We start from the raw sequence: 13,670 nt of genomic DNA, 5'->3' as shown, positions 1-13,670 counted from the left end.
ATGACCGACATCCTCCCCCTCATGAGACAGGCGGCCGGCCGCACCTCCGCACTCGTACGCAAGGTCGGCGACGAGCACCTGGGGCTGCCCACGCCCTGCGCCGAATACGAGGTCAAGGACCTGCTCAACCACCTGGAGTGGGGCGCCTCCCTGTTCGAGTCCGTGGCGGCCGGCGGCCCGTTCACGCCGCCGAAGGAGTACACCGGGGACTTCCCCGAGCGGGTCGAGCGCATGCTCGCCGTCTACGAGCGCCCCGAGGCCTGGGAGGGCACGAGCGAGGCCATGGGCGGGCTGCCGAAGGTCGTGCTCGCGAACATGGCGCTGACCGACCTCGTCGCGCACGGCTGGGACCTGTCCCGGGCGACCGGGCTGCCGTACGAGGTGGACGAGGAGACGGCCGCCGTGGTGCTCGCCTTCTCCGCGCGGATGGCGCCCACGGGCCGCGAGCGCGGCGCGTTCGGCACGGAGGTGGCGGTGCCGGACGACGCGCCCCCGCTGGACCGGTTCCTGGGGCTCATCGGGCGGGATCCGGCCTGGAAACCGTGATCCGCGGCAGGTTCTCGGGCGGCTTGCCCGGATAGAGGCCGGTCAGCAGCGTGCTGACCGTGTAGAGATGCCAGGCCAGGGCGGGTTTGGCCACGACGGGGCCGGCGAACAGCGCGCGCACCTCGTCCGGGTTCACGATCGGCGCGAGCGCGTCGAGACTGCCGAGCACCTGCTCGCGCAGCAGGTCCGTGAGCGCGGGGCCGGGGCTGGTCCGCCAGCTCCACCCGCCCGCGGTCCTGGCGGTGGGCAGGTGCTCGGGCAGGCGTCTCCGCCACCGCGAGGGAGTCCGCTGTGCGGCGAATCGCCACGGTTTTCCCTCGATCGGCACGTCCCGCAATTTCGGGGCCAGCCGCAATATGAGGGTATAAATCACTTCTTCGGAGAGCCGCCAGCCTTGATCAAGGCTCAGCGCCGCACGCACCACCCGATTGTCCAGGAACGGCCGCACCGGATCACCGCGCCGCAGCGAACCTGCCCGCGCGCTCGCCTGCCAGCGGCCGACTTTGTACCAGATGTAAAGGTGATCAAGCGCCTCCAGCCGGTCCGTACGGTCCAGCCACGGCCGGGCGAGCTCACGGGCGTGCTCGTTGGCCTCGGCGGTGAAGAGCTTGGCGTCCTTGCCGAAGGTCGTCTCGATGCGCCGCCGCAGCGCCTTGTCGCCGAGGTCTGTCTGCAGCAGGTTCAGGCTGCCGGCCCGCAACGTCTCGCCGCTCTGCCCCGACATGGTGGGCTTGCCGGAGTAGGGGAGATAACTCACGATCGTCTCGTACGCCGAGGTCATCCCCTCACACGTGCGCAGGGTCTCCCACGCCCGGCTCAGCGGATGCTCCACCAGCACCGCGTCCTTCGCCGCGGTCTGCGGCGGGGCGATGACCGTGTGCTCGACCCCCAGCCTGGCCGCGATCATGCGTGCGATGATCACGTCGGGATGCGTGTCGAGCCCGTTGGTCGTCACCCGGAACGGCACCCGCGCCGCGTGCAGCAGCGCCGCCAGCACCCGGGTGTCGCGCCCGCCGGTCAGCGCCAGGTTCACCGGCTCGCCCAGGTCGCGCAGCGGCTCCACGGTGGCCAGCAGCGCCTCGGCCAGCTCGCCGATCGCCGCCCGCCTGCGCCGCGCCGCCGCGGGCACGGGCTCCGCCCGTGGCAGCGGGGTCTCGGTGACGGTGCGGGCGCCGTCCCGTACCAGCAGGCGTGAGCTCGGCCGCAGCGCCGAGACCCCCTTGTACGGCGTCTCGTCCGACAGGAAGAACCCCTGCCTGACCATCGTCTGGAGGGCGAGCACGTCGTGCTCCACCCGGTCGTCCTCCCGGGCCGCCAGGTGCACGAGCAGGGCCCGGCTGCCGGCCACGTGCAGGTCGGGGGTCTCGGTGTGGAAGACGGGACAGACCCGGTTGATCGCGGTGCTCGCCGACAGCTCGCCGTCGCGGGCGGTCCAGGCCGAGAAGCAGCCGCCCACCGAGTCATCGGGCAGCCGGGTCACGTCGGCGGGGTCGGCCAGGTGGCCGTTCAGCCCGATGATCCGGCCGTCGTGCTCGGTGAGCAGCGGCGGCCGCCGGGAGTCGTCCGGCTCGTTGGTCCAGGCGAACAGGGAGACGCCGCGGCCGTGCCATTCACGCCCGCGGATGACTTCGGGCGGCACCGGAAAAGCGAATTCGATCAAGGAACGGGCCCGGTCCAAAACGCCCGCGGGTATTTCCCCCCGTTTCGCGGCCAGCCCGAGATAAACACGCACATAGAGATGCTTATCCCAATTGCCCCATTTGTCACAAGTGATCACGCGTTGATCGCGGTTTGTGCTCGCTTATGTCACCGACCCGGCCGCCTCGAACCCCATTCCGTCGTACGACTCGGAGGTGGTTGACATGAGATTTCGCCCATTGATGGTCGGCGCCGGCCTGGTCGCCCTGCTCGGTCTGGCGGCGTGCGGTGGCGGCGCGGGCGGCACCAGCGGAGAGGCCGCTCCCGCCCAGGCCGACGAGAGGCGGCGTTCCGTGCCCAGCGCCTCATCGCGGCAGGAGCAGCAGGACCAGGCCGCGCGGGAGGACTCCGAGAAGGACACGACCTCCGCGCAGATCTCCACGTTCGCCCTGGACGTGGACACCGCCTCGTACGGCTACGCCCGCCGTACCCTCAAGGAGGGACGCTGGCCCGCGCCCGCCGAGATCCGCCCCGAGGAATGGGTCAACGCCTTCCGGCAGGACTACGCGCAGCCGCCCGACGACGGGTTCACCGTGCACGTCGACGGCGCCAGGCTGCCCTCACGTGACGAGGCCGTCCTGCGGGTCGGGCTGCAGACCCGCGCGAGCCAGGCGGCCGAGCGGCGGCCCGCCAACCTCACGTTCGTGGTGGACGTCTCCGGCTCGATGGCCGAGGCCGGTCGGCTCGACCTGGTCAAGTCCGCCCTGCTGAAGCTGCTCGACCAGCTCGCGCCCGGCGACCAGGTCTCGATCGTCTCCTTCAGCGACGAGGCGAGCCTGCTGGCCTCGATGACGCCGCTGACCGCCAGGGACGAGCTGCGCCGCGCGGTGAACGAGCTCGCCGTGGCGGGCGGCACCAACCTGGAGGCCGGCCTGGTCACCGGCTACCAGGAGGCGGCCAAGGCGTTCAGGCCGGCCGCCACCAACCGGGTGATCGTGCTCTCCGACGGCCTGGCCAACCAGGGCAGCACCCAGTGGCAGGCCCTGCTCGACCGGGTCAAGGAGCACGCGGCCAAGCAGGTCACGCTGCTGACGGTCGGCGTCGGCCGGGAGTACGGCGACGAGCTGATGGAGCAGCTCGCCGACAACGGCGACGGCATGGCCGTGTACGTCAGTTCCGAGGAGGAGGCCGAGAAGATCTTCACCACCCAGCTGCCCGCGAACATCGAACTCCGGGCACGCGACGCGAAGGCCCAGGTGGTCTTCAACCAGGCCGTGGTGGAGAGCTACCGGCTCGTCGGCTACGAGAACCGGGCGCTGTCGGCGGAGGAGTTCCGTGACGACAGCCGCGACGGCGGCGAGATCGGCCCCGGCCACTCCGTCACCGCCCTCTACGCGCTCAAGCTCAAGCCCGGCGCCGACGGCCAGCTCGCCCAGGCCACCGTGCGCTGGCAGGACCCCGACACCAGGGCCGCCTCCGAGGCGAGCGAGTCGCTGCGCTCGGGCGACCTGGCCGCCTCCGTCTGGGACAAGGCGCCGGTGCGGCTGCAGGTCGACGTGGTGGTGGCCGCGTTCGCCGGCTACATGCGCGACAAGGAGGCGTTCGGCATGGACCTGTCCGCGCTCGGCGAGCACGCCACCCGGCTGGCCGCCACGTCGGAGGACCCGATGGTGGCGGAACTGGCCACGCTGATCGACCGGGCGAAGTCGATCCGCTGAGGGGAGCGCGCGGCCCGGACCGGGCCGCGCGCCCGCCCCTCCGCCGCGCCGGCGCCCGTCGGTCCTGACCGCCGCGCGGGCCGCGATGCGCCGGCCGGAGCCCGATCCGCGAGTGTGCGCCGGGAGTCCCGGAGTCGGCTACACTTTTGACAGGCACGAGGGGCTATGGCGCAGTTGGTAGCGCGCCTCCATGGCATGGAGGAGGTCTGGGGTTCGAATCCCCATAGCTCCACTCTCTCGGCGAAGGCCGCTCCCACCAGGTGGGGGCGGCCTTTCGCATGTCCGGAGACCCGGCGGATCTCCCGAAATGATGGATCTATCGAACTTTTGTTCGTATAATAGAAGACATGAACCCTGTGGAACTGCCCGAGATCTGGCGCCCGCCCGTCGTCGAGCACGCCCCGGCGATCCGCGACGGCGCGGAGCGCTACCTGCTCGCCTGGGGCGACGACGCCCAGGGGGCGCGGTGGGGATACCTGCTGTGGCCGCCGCGGGCCCGGCCCGACGCGAGCGCGCGCTGGGTGCACTGGAAGGAGATCCGCCCCGTCGCGGGCGAGGACTACAGCGCGGTCCCCGTCGCGGATCCGCTCCTGTGAACCAGCCGACTGACTAGGGTCAGATAATGGACGACACGGCGATCGGACGGGTCCGCCGCTTCCAGCGGACCGTGACCCAGCGGATAGGGGCGCTCAACGACGGATTCCTGGCCAGGGGGCAGGCCCTCGGCCAGGCACGGGTGTTGTGGGAGATCGGCGCGGAAGGCAGCGAGATCCGCGCGCTGCGGGCCCGGCTGGAGCTCGACTCGGGATACATGAGCCGGCTGCTGCGCTCGCTGGAGGCCGACGGGCTGGTGGTGGTCGACGGCGCGGGCCCCGACGGGCGCGTCCGCACGGCCCGCCTCACCGCCGCCGGGCACGCCGAGCGGGCCGAGCTCGACCGGCGCTCCGACGAGGCGGCCGCGTCGATCCTGCGGCCCCTGTCCGGCCACCAGCGCGAGCGGCTGGTGGCCGCGATGTCGGAGGTCGAGCGGCTGCTGGTCGCCTCCATGGTCGAGGTGAAGGTGCTCGACCCCCGCCATCCCCACTCCCGTCACTGCCTGCGGGCCTACTTCGCCGAGCTGGCCCGCCGCTTCGACGACGGTTTCGATCCCGCGCGCGGCATCCCGGCCGGTGACGAGGAGATGCGGCTGCCCGCCGGGATGTTCCTGGTCGCCATGCTCCACGCCGAGCCGGTCGGATGCGTCGCAGTGAAGCTGCACCCTGCCGCCGGCGCCGGCGCCGGCTCGGGGTGGGCGGAGGTCAAGCGGATGTGGGTGGATCCGACGGCCCGCAGGCTCGGTCTCGGGCGGCGGCTGCTGGCGGAGGCGGAGGCGCGGGCGGCCGGCCACGGCGCGCGTACGGTGCGGCTGGAGACCAACCGCGCGCTCACCGAGGCCGTCGCCCTCTACCGGGCGGCCGGTTACGAGGAGGTGGCGGCGTTCAACGATGAGCCGTACGCCCATCACTGGTTCGAGAAGCACCTGCCGCGCTAGACGGCCGGGTTGAAGCGGTGGTAGCCGGGGGCGGTCCAGCCGGCGGGCAGGGTCCCCTCGCGATGGGCGTACGCGTCCAGCTCGAACCGCACCACCGGCCACGCGCCCCATTCCACCCGCGCCCGCCCGGTGAGCTGCAGTGTCCCGCCGCGCTCCCAGTCGGGGAAGAGCAGCCCGGCCGCCGGATCCAGCTCCAGGTTGCCCAGAGTCATGTACATGTTGTTGCCCGGATAGTCGGGGAACTCCAGCGAGCGCGGTCCGGTCACCCGGACGAACCCGGGGTTGCCGCCCCGGTGCGACACGTCCGCGCCGAGGCCCTCGGCGCGCGTGGCGATGAAGAACGTGTCGGCCGCCGCGATCAGGTCCGAGTGCCTCCGGCCGAGGGAGCCGCCGTGGCCGAGGACGACCGGCGTGCCCGGAGGCGAGGTGGGTTCGCGGGTCTGGATGTACTTCGGGCAGTTGGCGTAGACCTGCTCGGTCCGGACGACGAGCGTGTCCCCGGCCCGTACGGCGACGCCGTTCACCCGCATCCTGCGCCGCGTGTGCGGCTCGATGGCCAGCAGGCCGACATCGCGCTCGGCTTCGAACAGCCCGTGCAGGGGATCGCCCGCGCCGGGCAGGGCGCGCAGCACGATCGTGCGGTCGCCTTCGGCCGTGGCGAACCCGGCGGGGCCCGTCAGCGCGCCCGCCCACGGCCGCCCGAGATCGTCGGCGGCGCCGAGCACGATCATGCGCTGCCGCCTCAGGAACGCGGCGGCGACCTCGGGGACCTCCGGCCTGGTCCGCGAGCTGCCGCGATCGTGCGCGACGCCGTTGCGCCGCTGCACCGCGACCTCGCCCGGGTGTTCGCGCATTAGAAGAATCCGCAGGTCGGCGCGCCGGTCGTGGGCGCGGGACGGTCGCCCGCGCCGTCCGGGGCGAAGATCTCCAGCCGGATGCCGTCGGGGTCCTCGAAGAAGACGCCGCCCGAGGCAGTGCCCTCTCCGTGCGGCACGACGCCTCCGTGGTGCACGACCGCGCCCAGTTCCCTGAGCACCTGCTCGGCCCGCCGGACCGCCTCCAGGTCCGCCACCTGGAACGACAGGTGGTGCAGCCCCGGGCGGGCGGTGGCGAAGCGGCCCTCGCTCTGCTGCCACAGGGTCAGCGTCAGCGTGCCGTCCTGGGCCAGGAACGCGTAGCGGCGGCCGTCCTCCTCGGACTCGCGGGCGACGGTGAACCCGAAGACGCGCCGGTAGAACTCCGTGGACGCCTCGACGTCGGTGACGTTGAGCCCGATATGCCCGGTCTGGAAGGACATGATCCACCTCTCTAACGCATGCAGCGCTGTTTTGCCGTTAGAAGGACTATAACGGCAAAAATGCGTCTATGGCGTTAGAAAGGGGTCAGCTTCTGTGCTCCCGGTAGTGCCGGGCCGCGCGGGCGCGGTTGCCGCAGGCCGTCGAGCACCACTCCTGGCGCGGATGCTCCTTGACGAAATACAGCACGCAACGCGGCGCGCGGCAGGTGCGCAGCAGGGCTCGGTCCGGGCCGGCGAGGAACTCCACGGCCGCCGTGGCCAGCCGTCCGCGCAGGCGGGCCGGCTCGTCCGTGCCCGGGGCGGAGGCGACGACGAGGGAAGGCGCTCCGTTCCAGGACAGTTGCGCGGCCGTGGGGGCCGCCAGGGCGGTGGCGTTGACCAGGGTCAGCGACTCCTCGAACCCGGGCAGCTCCGGCGCGTCGGCCCGGCTCGGCGGCTCCGGGGTCACGGCCCTGGCGAACAGGGCGCGGACGGCCTGACGCAGGCGTACGACCTGGTTCCGCAGCTCGTCCGAGGCGGTGAAGCCGGACTCCAGGCCCAGCTCGGCCGCGTGCTCGCGGGCCCAGGCCGTCAGGCCGGCCGCGTCCGACAGGAGGTCGACCAGGCCGGAACGGTCGGCCCTGACCGTGCTGACGAAGTCCAGGCTGAGATGGGACACCCCTTCAACCTAACGCCTGCCCGGACCTCCTGCCGTGAGAAAATATTGCGTGGTCAGAAAAATTGCGGGACACGCAATTTCAGCGGTAGGCTCGCGCCGTGACCGGACTGAGGGAGCGCAAGAAACGGGCCACCCGTGACGCGCTGATGACGGCCGCGCTCCGGCTGGCCCTGGAGCGAGGGCTGGAGAACGTGCGGGTCGAGGACATCGCGGCCGCGGCCGGGGTCTCGCCCAGGACGTACAACAACTACTTCGCCAGCAAGTACGAGGCCATCACCGCCCGCCACACCGACCGCGTCCGCGCCTCCGTGGCCGCGCTGCGCGCCCGACCGCCGGACGAGCCGCTGTGGGACGCGCTGACGGAGGCCATGGTGCGGCCGTGGGCCGAGCACGCGGGCACCACGGACACGCCCCCGTCGCCCGAGCTGCTGGCCGCCATCCGCATGCTCAACGACGAGCCGGCGCTGCGCGCGGAGTCGGTGCGGGTGGCGTTCGCGGTCAGCGGCGAGCTGGCCGCGGCCGTCGGCGAGCGCACCGGCATCGATCCCGGCCGCGATCCTTATCCGTCGCTGGTCGCCGTCACCGCGGCCGCCGCCGTGCAGGCCGGCGTGGCCCACTGGCTGCGCTCGGACCCGCCGGTGCCGCTCGTCCCGCTGCTGCGCGACTGCCTGCGCGCCCTGGCCTCAGGGCTGGCCGACCCCACCCGAGAAGGAGACGATTCATGGACGTCGTGATCGCCGGCGCAGGCCCCAACGGCCTGATGCTGGCCTGCGAGCTGAGCCTGGCCGGAGTGCGGCCCCTGGTGATCGAACGCCTGCCGGCCCGCAGCGACCGGCCCAAGGCCAACGGCATCGTCGGCCAGGTCGTCCGGCTGCTGCGCGGCCGCGGCCTGACCGATCACGAGTCGCCCGTGCCGAGGTTCGTCTTCGGCGCGATGCCGCTCGACCTGACCGGGCTCGACGACAACCCGCTGCACGCGATGGGCATCAAGCAGCCCGCCCTGGAGGAGCTGCTCGAACGGCGGGCGCTGGAGCTGGGGGCCGAGGTCAGGCGCGGCCACGAGCTGACCGGCTTCGGCCAGGACGGCGACGGCGTGACCGTGGCGCTGACCGGGCCGGACGGGCCCTACGAGCTGCGCACCCGCTACCTGGTGGGCTGCGACGGCGCGCACAGCATGGTCAGGAAGCTCGCCGGCATCGGCTTCCCCGGCGTGAGCGCGAACGACGTCGTCAGCCGCACCGGGCACGTCACCGTCCCGGGCGCGACGATCAGCGCCGAGGGGGTGGAGCTGGAGGTCCCGGGCGCGGGCACGTTCGTCCTGTACGCCTGGCACAGGACCGAGCGCGGCGCGTACGTGATGATGCCGGCCGGGGACGGTGTGCTGACGATCGCCTCGATGGAGCGCGACACCGGCGCGCCCGGCGACGAGACCCCGATGACGGTCGCGGAGCTGCGCGAGAGCCTCGCCCGCGTGATCGGCGCGGACCTGCCGCTGGCGCCGCCTCGGAGGCCGGGGCCGCATCTGCTGCGCCGGCTGAACGGCCGCGAGACCCGGGTGGCCGACCGCTACCGGGCCGGCCGGGTGTTCGTGGCCGGCGACGCCGCCCACGTGCACTCGGCCATGGGCGCGCCGGGCCTCAACCTGGGTCTCCAGGACGCCGCCAACCTGGGCTGGAAGCTGGCCGCCGCCGTACGCGGGTGGGCGCCCGACGGTCTGCTGGACACCTACGACGCCGAACGCCGGCCGGCCGCGCTGCGGGTCGCCACGCACTCCCAGGCCCAGCTCGCGCTGACCGCGCCCGGGCCGGAGATCACGGCGCTGCGGGAGGTGTTCGGCGAGCTGCTGGAGGACGAGCCCGCCCGCCGCCGGCTCGCCGCCCTGATGGCCGGCGCCGACCTGGTCTATCCGATGCCGGCGCCGTCGCATCCGCTGGTGGGCCGGTTCCTGGCCGACCTGCCCGCCGGCGTCGCCGAGCGGGCGCGGCCGGTGCTGCTCGACGCGACCGGCGGCCTGCGCGTCCGCCACGGGCGCGTCGACGTCGTCCCGGACCCTGTGCGGGGCGACGAGTTGGATTCCGCGCCGGCCGGCGCGGCCGAGGCGGTGCTGGTGCGGCCCGACGGTTATGTGGCCTGGGCGGGCCGGCCGGACGAGACGTTGGAGGAGGCCCTGCGCACCTGGTTCGGCGAGGCGCTCGAACCGGCGTGAGCGGGCCACCCGGGCGAGGAACGGTCAGACGCGGGCGACTCAGGCGAGGAGTGGTCAGGCGCGGGCGACTCCGGCGAGGATGCCCGATCTGACCAGGTTGTACGCCTTGCCGGGCGGGCCGTCCGGCGTCCAGTCGGCCACCGGCACGACGCCGGGCCCGACCAGCTCCAGCTCTCCGAAGTAGGACGCGATCGTGTCGTAACCGCGCCTGGCCAGGCCGCCCGAGTCGGTGGCGGCGTACACCTGCTGGCCCGCCCGCACCTCCTCCTCGGTCACGTCACCCGCGTAGAGATGGGAGAGCACCAGGTAGGAGCCCGGCGGCAGCCGCTTGCGCACGCGGGCGACGATCCTGGCCGCCTCGGCGTCGTCGGTGACGAAGTGCAGCACCGCCACCATGAGGACCGCGTACGGCTCGGACAGGTCGAGATGCCCCGTGACGAGCGGATCGTCGAAGATCGCGTCGGGGTCCCTCAGGTCGCCCTCCAGCGCGATGACGTCCGGCTGCCTGGCCAGCAGCGCGCGGGCGTGGGCGAGCACGATCGTGTCGTTGTCCACGTAGACGACGCGGGATCCGGGGAGGTGCCGCGCGGCCACCTGGTGCACGTTGTCCTGGGTGGGCAGCCCGGCGCCGATGTCGATGAACTGGCGCACGCCCGTCTCCGCGATCGAACGCACCGCGCGGCCGAGGAAGGCGCGGTTGGCCAGGGCGATCCGCCGGGTGTCGTTGCCCATCCTGCGGCCGAGCTCGATCATCTGCTCGGCGGCGCTGCGGTCGGCCGCGAAGTTGTCCCGGCCGCCGAGGTAGTAGTCGTACATGCGGGCGACGCTGGGCACGGTGGGGTCGATCCCGTCTGGTGCGCGGTCCGCCTCGGTCATCTGCCGCCCTCCCGGTGGCTCTGCCTTCGCGCAGTCTACGAGCCGCGCCGGAGGGCGCCGCGGGGTCATGCGGTGAGCGGCCGATCAGGTGCGCCGGAAGGTATGGCGGTAGGCGAGCGGCGCCACCCCGACGGCCGCGTGCAGGTGCTGGCGCAGCGAGACCGCCGAGCGGAATCCCGCCCGCCTGGACACCTCCTCCACACCGAGGTCCGTCGTCTCCAGCAGCCGTCTGGCGTGCTGCACCCGCTGCCCGTTCAGCCACCTGGCCGGGCTCATGCCGGTCTCCTCGCGAAAGCGCCTGGTGAATGTGCGCACGCTCATCCTGGCGTGCCCGGCCAGCGCGTTGAGATCGAGCGGGGCGTCGAGGTGAGCGAGCATCCAGTCGCGGGTGGCCGCCGTGCCGCCGCCGTCGCCGTACGGGAGCGGCCGGTCGATGTACTGGGCCTGGCCGCCCTCCCGCCACGGCGGCATCACGCAGCGCCGCGCCGTCCTGTTGGCCACCTCGCTGCCGTGGTCGCGCCTGATCACGTGCAGGCACAGGTCCATGCCGGAGGCGACGCCCGCCGAGGTCAGCACGTCGCCGTCGTCCACGAACAGTACGTCGGGATCCAGCTTGACCTGGGGGAACAGGCGGGCGAAGCGAGCCGCCTCGCGCCAGTGCGTGGTGGCCGGGCGGCCGTCGAGCAGGCCCGCCGCCGCCAGCACGTACGAGCCCGTGCAGATCGACATCGTCCGCGGCCGCCCTTGCAACGCCCGCCGCAGCGTGTCCGAGATCGTGCCGTCGCGCAGCGCCCGGCCGGCGTGGATGCCGGGCACCAGTACCGTGTCCGCGCTGTCGAGGACGTCGAGGTCGTGGTCGGGCAGCACACTGTAGCCCGCGCCGCACCGGACCGGCACGCGGCCCTCCGAGCACGTCACCACCTCGTACAGCTTCTCGCCCGACGCCGTCTCCGCCGCCCAGAACACCTGGCCGGGCACGCCGAGGTCGAGCGGGGCGAAATGGTTGAGCACGACGACCGCGACGCGATGCACCATGGCCGGATTGTTGCACATATTGGCTTTCCGGCCACTCGTGGCCCCATAGGGGGATATCTCAGGATTGACGGATGACCCTGAGCACCACCCCCACGCGCCGTCTCCACCGAGCCTGGTACGTGGCCGCCGTCGCCTTCGTGGCCATCCTGGGCTCCGCCGGATTCCGCGCCACGCCGGGCGTGCTGATCACGCCGCTGCAGGAGGAGTTCGGCTGGACGACGGGGACGATCTCCCTCGCCGTCTCGATCAACCTGGTGCTCTACGGCCTGACCGCCCCCTTCGCCGCCGCGCTCATGGACCGCTTCGGCATGCGCCGCGTGGTCGCCGTGGCCCTGCTGCTGATCGCCGCGGGCAGCGGGCTGACGGTGCTGATGACCGCGAGCTGGCAGCTGCTGCTCTTCTGGGGCGTGCTGGTGGGGCTCGGCACGGGGTCGATGGCGCTGGTGTTCGCCGCGACGGTGGTGGACCGCTGGTTCGTCCGGCACCGCGGCCTCGTCACCGGCGTGCTCACCGCGGCCGGCGCCACCGGGCAGCTCGTCTTCCTGCCCGTGCTGGCCCAGCTCGCGCAGGGTCCAGGCTGGCGCTTCGCCTCGCTCACCGTGGCCGCCGCCGCGCTGGCCGTGGTGCCGTTCGTGTGGTGGCTGCTGCGCGACCGGCCCGAGGACGTCGGCACGACGGCGCTCGGCGCCGATCCCGACGCGGTGCGCACCGAGCCGCCCGCGAAGGTCAACGCGGCGGTGCGGGCCGTCTCCGTGCTCGTCTCCGCCGCGCGGACGCGCCCGTTCTGGCTGCTTGCCGGCGGCTTCGCGATCTGCGGAGCCAGTACGAACGGCCTCGTCGGCACCCACTTCATCCCCGCCGCCCACGACCACGGCATGGCCGAGCCGGTCGCCGCGGGGCTGCTGGCCGTGATCGGCATCTTCGACATCGCGGGCACGGTCGCGTCCGGCTGGCTGAGCGACAGGATCGACCCGAAGGTGCTCCTCGGCGTCTACTACGGGCTGCGCGGCCTGTCGCTGATGGTGCTGCCCGGCCTGTTCGCGGCCACCGCCGAGCCCAGCATGCTGATCTTCATCATCTTCTACGGCCTGGACTGGGTGGCCACCGTGCCGCCCACCGTGGCGCTGTGCCGGCGGATCTACGGGGCCGACGGGGCCGTGGTGTTCGGCTGGGTGTTCGGCTCGCACCAGGTCGGGGCCGCCTTCGCCGCCGTCGGCGCCGGGCTCACCCGCGACCACCTGGGCGCGTACGACCTCGCCTGGTACGTCTCCGGCGCCCTCTGCCTCCTCGCCGCCGGCATGTCCCTGGCCATCGGGCATGCTAGGAGACGATGAACGCCGAGCTCTACGTGCTGCCCCTCGTCGTCAGGATCGAGCGCGCCGCACGCCACACGTCACCCGGCACCGACCCGCACGCCGGCCCGACCCCGGGACCGGACACCGGCCTCGCGACGGGACCGCGCGTCGGGCCGCGCCAGGGCCCGCCGGAGCGCACCGACGCGCTGGAGGCCGCCGCCATGGCCGTGCTGAGCCTCCTCGACGACCCGGGGGAGTGGACCGGCGAGCTGCACGCCTGGCAGTCCACCGGCAAGATCCGCAAGGTCGTGCGCCGGGCCAGGGGCGCCGAGTGGCGCAGGGCGCTCGCGCTGCCCGGCCGCACCATCGAGCACCGTACGGCCGAGGTGCGCGTGCACCCGCCCGTGCCGCTCGACGACTGGCCGCGCGACCTGGCCAGGCTGCAGGTCTCCGGCACCGAGCTGACCGACACCGCCGCGCCCGGGCCCGCCGAGCCGCCGATCCTGTGGGCCAACCCGGCGCTGGAGATGTCCGCGGGCAAGGCCATGGCCCAGGCCGGGCACGCCGCCCAGCTCGCCTGGTGGGCCAGCGACGCGGGCGAGCGGGCCGCGTGGCGCGAGCGCGGGCTGGCGGTGTCCGTGCGCACGGCCGGCACGCAGGAGGACTTCGACTCCCTGGTCGCGGCGGGGCTGCCGGTGGTGCGCGACGCCGGGTTCACGGAGATCGATCCGGGCTCGTGCACGTTCGTCGCGGACGCGCCCTGGCTCTACGGCCGCGTCTCCAGCGGCGGCGCCTGAGCGCGGCCTGCCGGCCCGTCTCAATCGGTCCTGAACGGGGCCGTACGGAAGCGTCCTGAGCGACGCGATCCCG

The 13,670-nt window shown here is 73.1% G+C and carries 14 protein-coding genes and 1 tRNA gene; 9 read left to right on the top strand and 6 right to left on the bottom strand.

Annotated features, from left to right (window positions below; translation table 11 throughout):
* On the top strand, positions 1-546 hold the full coding sequence (locus B0I32_RS45590; protein ID WP_106250383.1) for a TIGR03086 family metal-binding protein: 546 nt from the start codon (positions 1-3) through the stop codon (positions 544-546).
* Here B0I32_RS45590 and B0I32_RS45585 read toward each other — a convergent pair.
* Positions 515-2,185, bottom strand: a complete 1,671-nt coding sequence (locus B0I32_RS45585; RefSeq protein WP_245956506.1) for an asparagine synthase-related protein — start codon at positions 2,183-2,185, stop codon at positions 515-517. The genes B0I32_RS45590 and B0I32_RS45585 overlap by 32 nt on opposite strands.
* A gap of 223 nt (positions 2,186-2,408) precedes the next feature.
* Here B0I32_RS45585 and B0I32_RS45580 point away from each other — a divergent pair, with 223 nt between their 5' ends.
* The 4 genes from B0I32_RS45580 to B0I32_RS45565 all read left to right on the top strand — a co-directional run bounded on the left by B0I32_RS45580 (position 2,409) and on the right by B0I32_RS45565 (position 5,433).
* Positions 2,409-3,902: a vWA domain-containing protein gene (locus tag B0I32_RS45580; protein ID WP_245956505.1), complete on the top strand. Its 1,494-nt coding sequence runs from the start codon at positions 2,409-2,411 to the stop codon at positions 3,900-3,902.
* Between the two features lie 159 nt (positions 3,903-4,061).
* Positions 4,062-4,134: transfer RNA gene (locus B0I32_RS45575), tRNA-Ala, on the top strand.
* 115 nt (positions 4,135-4,249) lie between these two features.
* Entirely contained in the window at positions 4,250-4,498 is a 249-nt protein-coding gene (locus tag B0I32_RS45570; RefSeq protein ID WP_146178551.1) for a hypothetical protein, read from the top strand.
* A gap of 26 nt (positions 4,499-4,524) precedes the next feature.
* Entirely contained in the window at positions 4,525-5,433 is a 909-nt protein-coding gene (locus tag B0I32_RS45565; RefSeq protein ID WP_106250376.1) for a MarR family winged helix-turn-helix transcriptional regulator, read from the top strand.
* Here B0I32_RS45565 and B0I32_RS45560 read toward each other — a convergent pair.
* The 3 genes from B0I32_RS45560 to B0I32_RS45550 form a co-directional block, all read right to left on the bottom strand.
* Positions 5,430-6,287 carry a PNPOx family protein gene (locus B0I32_RS45560; RefSeq protein WP_106250374.1) on the bottom strand — a complete coding sequence of 286 codons (858 nt, stop codon included), beginning with the start codon at positions 6,285-6,287 and terminating at the stop codon, positions 5,430-5,432. The two genes, B0I32_RS45565 and B0I32_RS45560, sit on opposite strands and share 4 nt — an antisense overlap.
* Positions 6,287-6,730, bottom strand: a complete 444-nt coding sequence (locus tag B0I32_RS45555; protein ID WP_106250372.1) for a VOC family protein — start codon at positions 6,728-6,730, stop codon at positions 6,287-6,289. The genes B0I32_RS45560 and B0I32_RS45555 overlap by 1 nt, the downstream gene beginning before the upstream one ends.
* 85 nt (positions 6,731-6,815) lie before the next feature.
* On the bottom strand, positions 6,816-7,388 hold the full coding sequence (locus B0I32_RS45550; protein WP_106250370.1) for a CGNR zinc finger domain-containing protein: 573 nt from the start codon (positions 7,386-7,388) through the stop codon (positions 6,816-6,818).
* A 98-nt stretch (positions 7,389-7,486) separates the two neighbouring features.
* Here B0I32_RS45550 and B0I32_RS45545 point away from each other — a divergent pair, with 98 nt between their 5' ends.
* Both B0I32_RS45545 and B0I32_RS45540 read left to right on the top strand, forming a co-directional pair.
* A complete protein-coding gene (locus tag B0I32_RS45545) occupies positions 7,487-8,122 on the top strand; it encodes a TetR/AcrR family transcriptional regulator (RefSeq protein ID WP_245956500.1) in 636 nt (211 codons plus the stop codon).
* A complete protein-coding gene (locus B0I32_RS45540) occupies positions 8,110-9,594 on the top strand; it encodes an FAD-dependent monooxygenase (RefSeq protein ID WP_106250369.1) in 1,485 nt (494 codons plus the stop codon). Before B0I32_RS45545 ends, B0I32_RS45540 begins: the two co-directional genes overlap by 13 nt.
* Before the next feature lie 54 nt (positions 9,595-9,648).
* Here the strand turns inward: B0I32_RS45540 and B0I32_RS45535 are convergent, their stop codons facing one another.
* Together B0I32_RS45535 and B0I32_RS45530 are read right to left on the bottom strand one after the other, a co-directional pair.
* Positions 9,649-10,470: an SAM-dependent methyltransferase gene (locus B0I32_RS45535; RefSeq protein ID WP_106250367.1), complete on the bottom strand. Its 822-nt coding sequence runs from the start codon at positions 10,468-10,470 to the stop codon at positions 9,649-9,651.
* An 84-nt stretch (positions 10,471-10,554) separates the two neighbouring features.
* On the bottom strand, positions 10,555-11,505 hold the full coding sequence (locus B0I32_RS45530) for a GlxA family transcriptional regulator (protein ID WP_245956496.1): 951 nt from the start codon (positions 11,503-11,505) through the stop codon (positions 10,555-10,557).
* 71 nt (positions 11,506-11,576) lie between these two features.
* On the opposite strand from B0I32_RS45530, the gene B0I32_RS45525 reads away from it, so the two are divergent.
* On the top strand, positions 11,577-12,839 hold the full coding sequence (locus B0I32_RS45525) for an MFS transporter (RefSeq protein WP_106250364.1): 1,263 nt from the start codon (positions 11,577-11,579) through the stop codon (positions 12,837-12,839).
* Positions 12,836-13,597 (top strand): peptidyl-tRNA hydrolase, encoded by a 762-nt coding sequence (locus B0I32_RS45520; RefSeq protein WP_106250362.1) that lies wholly within the window; start codon positions 12,836-12,838, stop codon positions 13,595-13,597. The genes B0I32_RS45525 and B0I32_RS45520 overlap by 4 nt, the downstream gene beginning before the upstream one ends.
* The last annotated feature ends 73 nt before the right edge of the window (positions 13,598-13,670 follow it).

The sequence above is a fragment of the Nonomuraea fuscirosea genome (assembly GCF_003001935.1).
GTDB classification, from domain to species: Bacteria; Actinomycetota; Actinomycetes; order Streptosporangiales; family Streptosporangiaceae; genus Nonomuraea; species Nonomuraea fuscirosea.
This window is presented reverse-complemented; position numbering and strand designations above follow the sequence as displayed.

Excerpts from the sequence above, each read along its gene's own strand:
- B0I32_RS45560 (WP_106250374.1), bottom strand. The coding sequence starts at position 6,287 with ATGCGCGAACACCCGGGCGAGGTCGCGGTGCAGCGGCGCAACGGCGTC.
- B0I32_RS45590 (WP_106250383.1), top strand. The coding sequence starts at position 1 with ATGACCGACATCCTCCCCCTCATGAGACAGGCGGCCGGCCGCACCTCC.
- B0I32_RS45570 (WP_146178551.1), top strand. The coding sequence starts at position 4,250 with ATGAACCCTGTGGAACTGCCCGAGATCTGGCGCCCGCCCGTCGTCGAG.
- B0I32_RS45555 (WP_106250372.1), bottom strand. The coding sequence starts at position 6,730 with ATGTCCTTCCAGACCGGGCATATCGGGCTCAACGTCACCGACGTCGAG.
- B0I32_RS45525 (WP_106250364.1), top strand. The coding sequence starts at position 11,577 with ATGACCCTGAGCACCACCCCCACGCGCCGTCTCCACCGAGCCTGGTAC.
- B0I32_RS45520 (WP_106250362.1), top strand. The coding sequence starts at position 12,836 with ATGAACGCCGAGCTCTACGTGCTGCCCCTCGTCGTCAGGATCGAGCGC.
- B0I32_RS45580 (WP_245956505.1), top strand. The coding sequence starts at position 2,409 with ATGAGATTTCGCCCATTGATGGTCGGCGCCGGCCTGGTCGCCCTGCTC.
- B0I32_RS45540 (WP_106250369.1), top strand. The coding sequence starts at position 8,110 with ATGGACGTCGTGATCGCCGGCGCAGGCCCCAACGGCCTGATGCTGGCC.
- B0I32_RS45530 (WP_245956496.1), bottom strand. The coding sequence starts at position 11,505 with ATGGTGCATCGCGTCGCGGTCGTCGTGCTCAACCATTTCGCCCCGCTC.
- B0I32_RS45535 (WP_106250367.1), bottom strand. The coding sequence starts at position 10,470 with ATGACCGAGGCGGACCGCGCACCAGACGGGATCGACCCCACCGTGCCC.
- B0I32_RS45565 (WP_106250376.1), top strand. The coding sequence starts at position 4,525 with ATGGACGACACGGCGATCGGACGGGTCCGCCGCTTCCAGCGGACCGTG.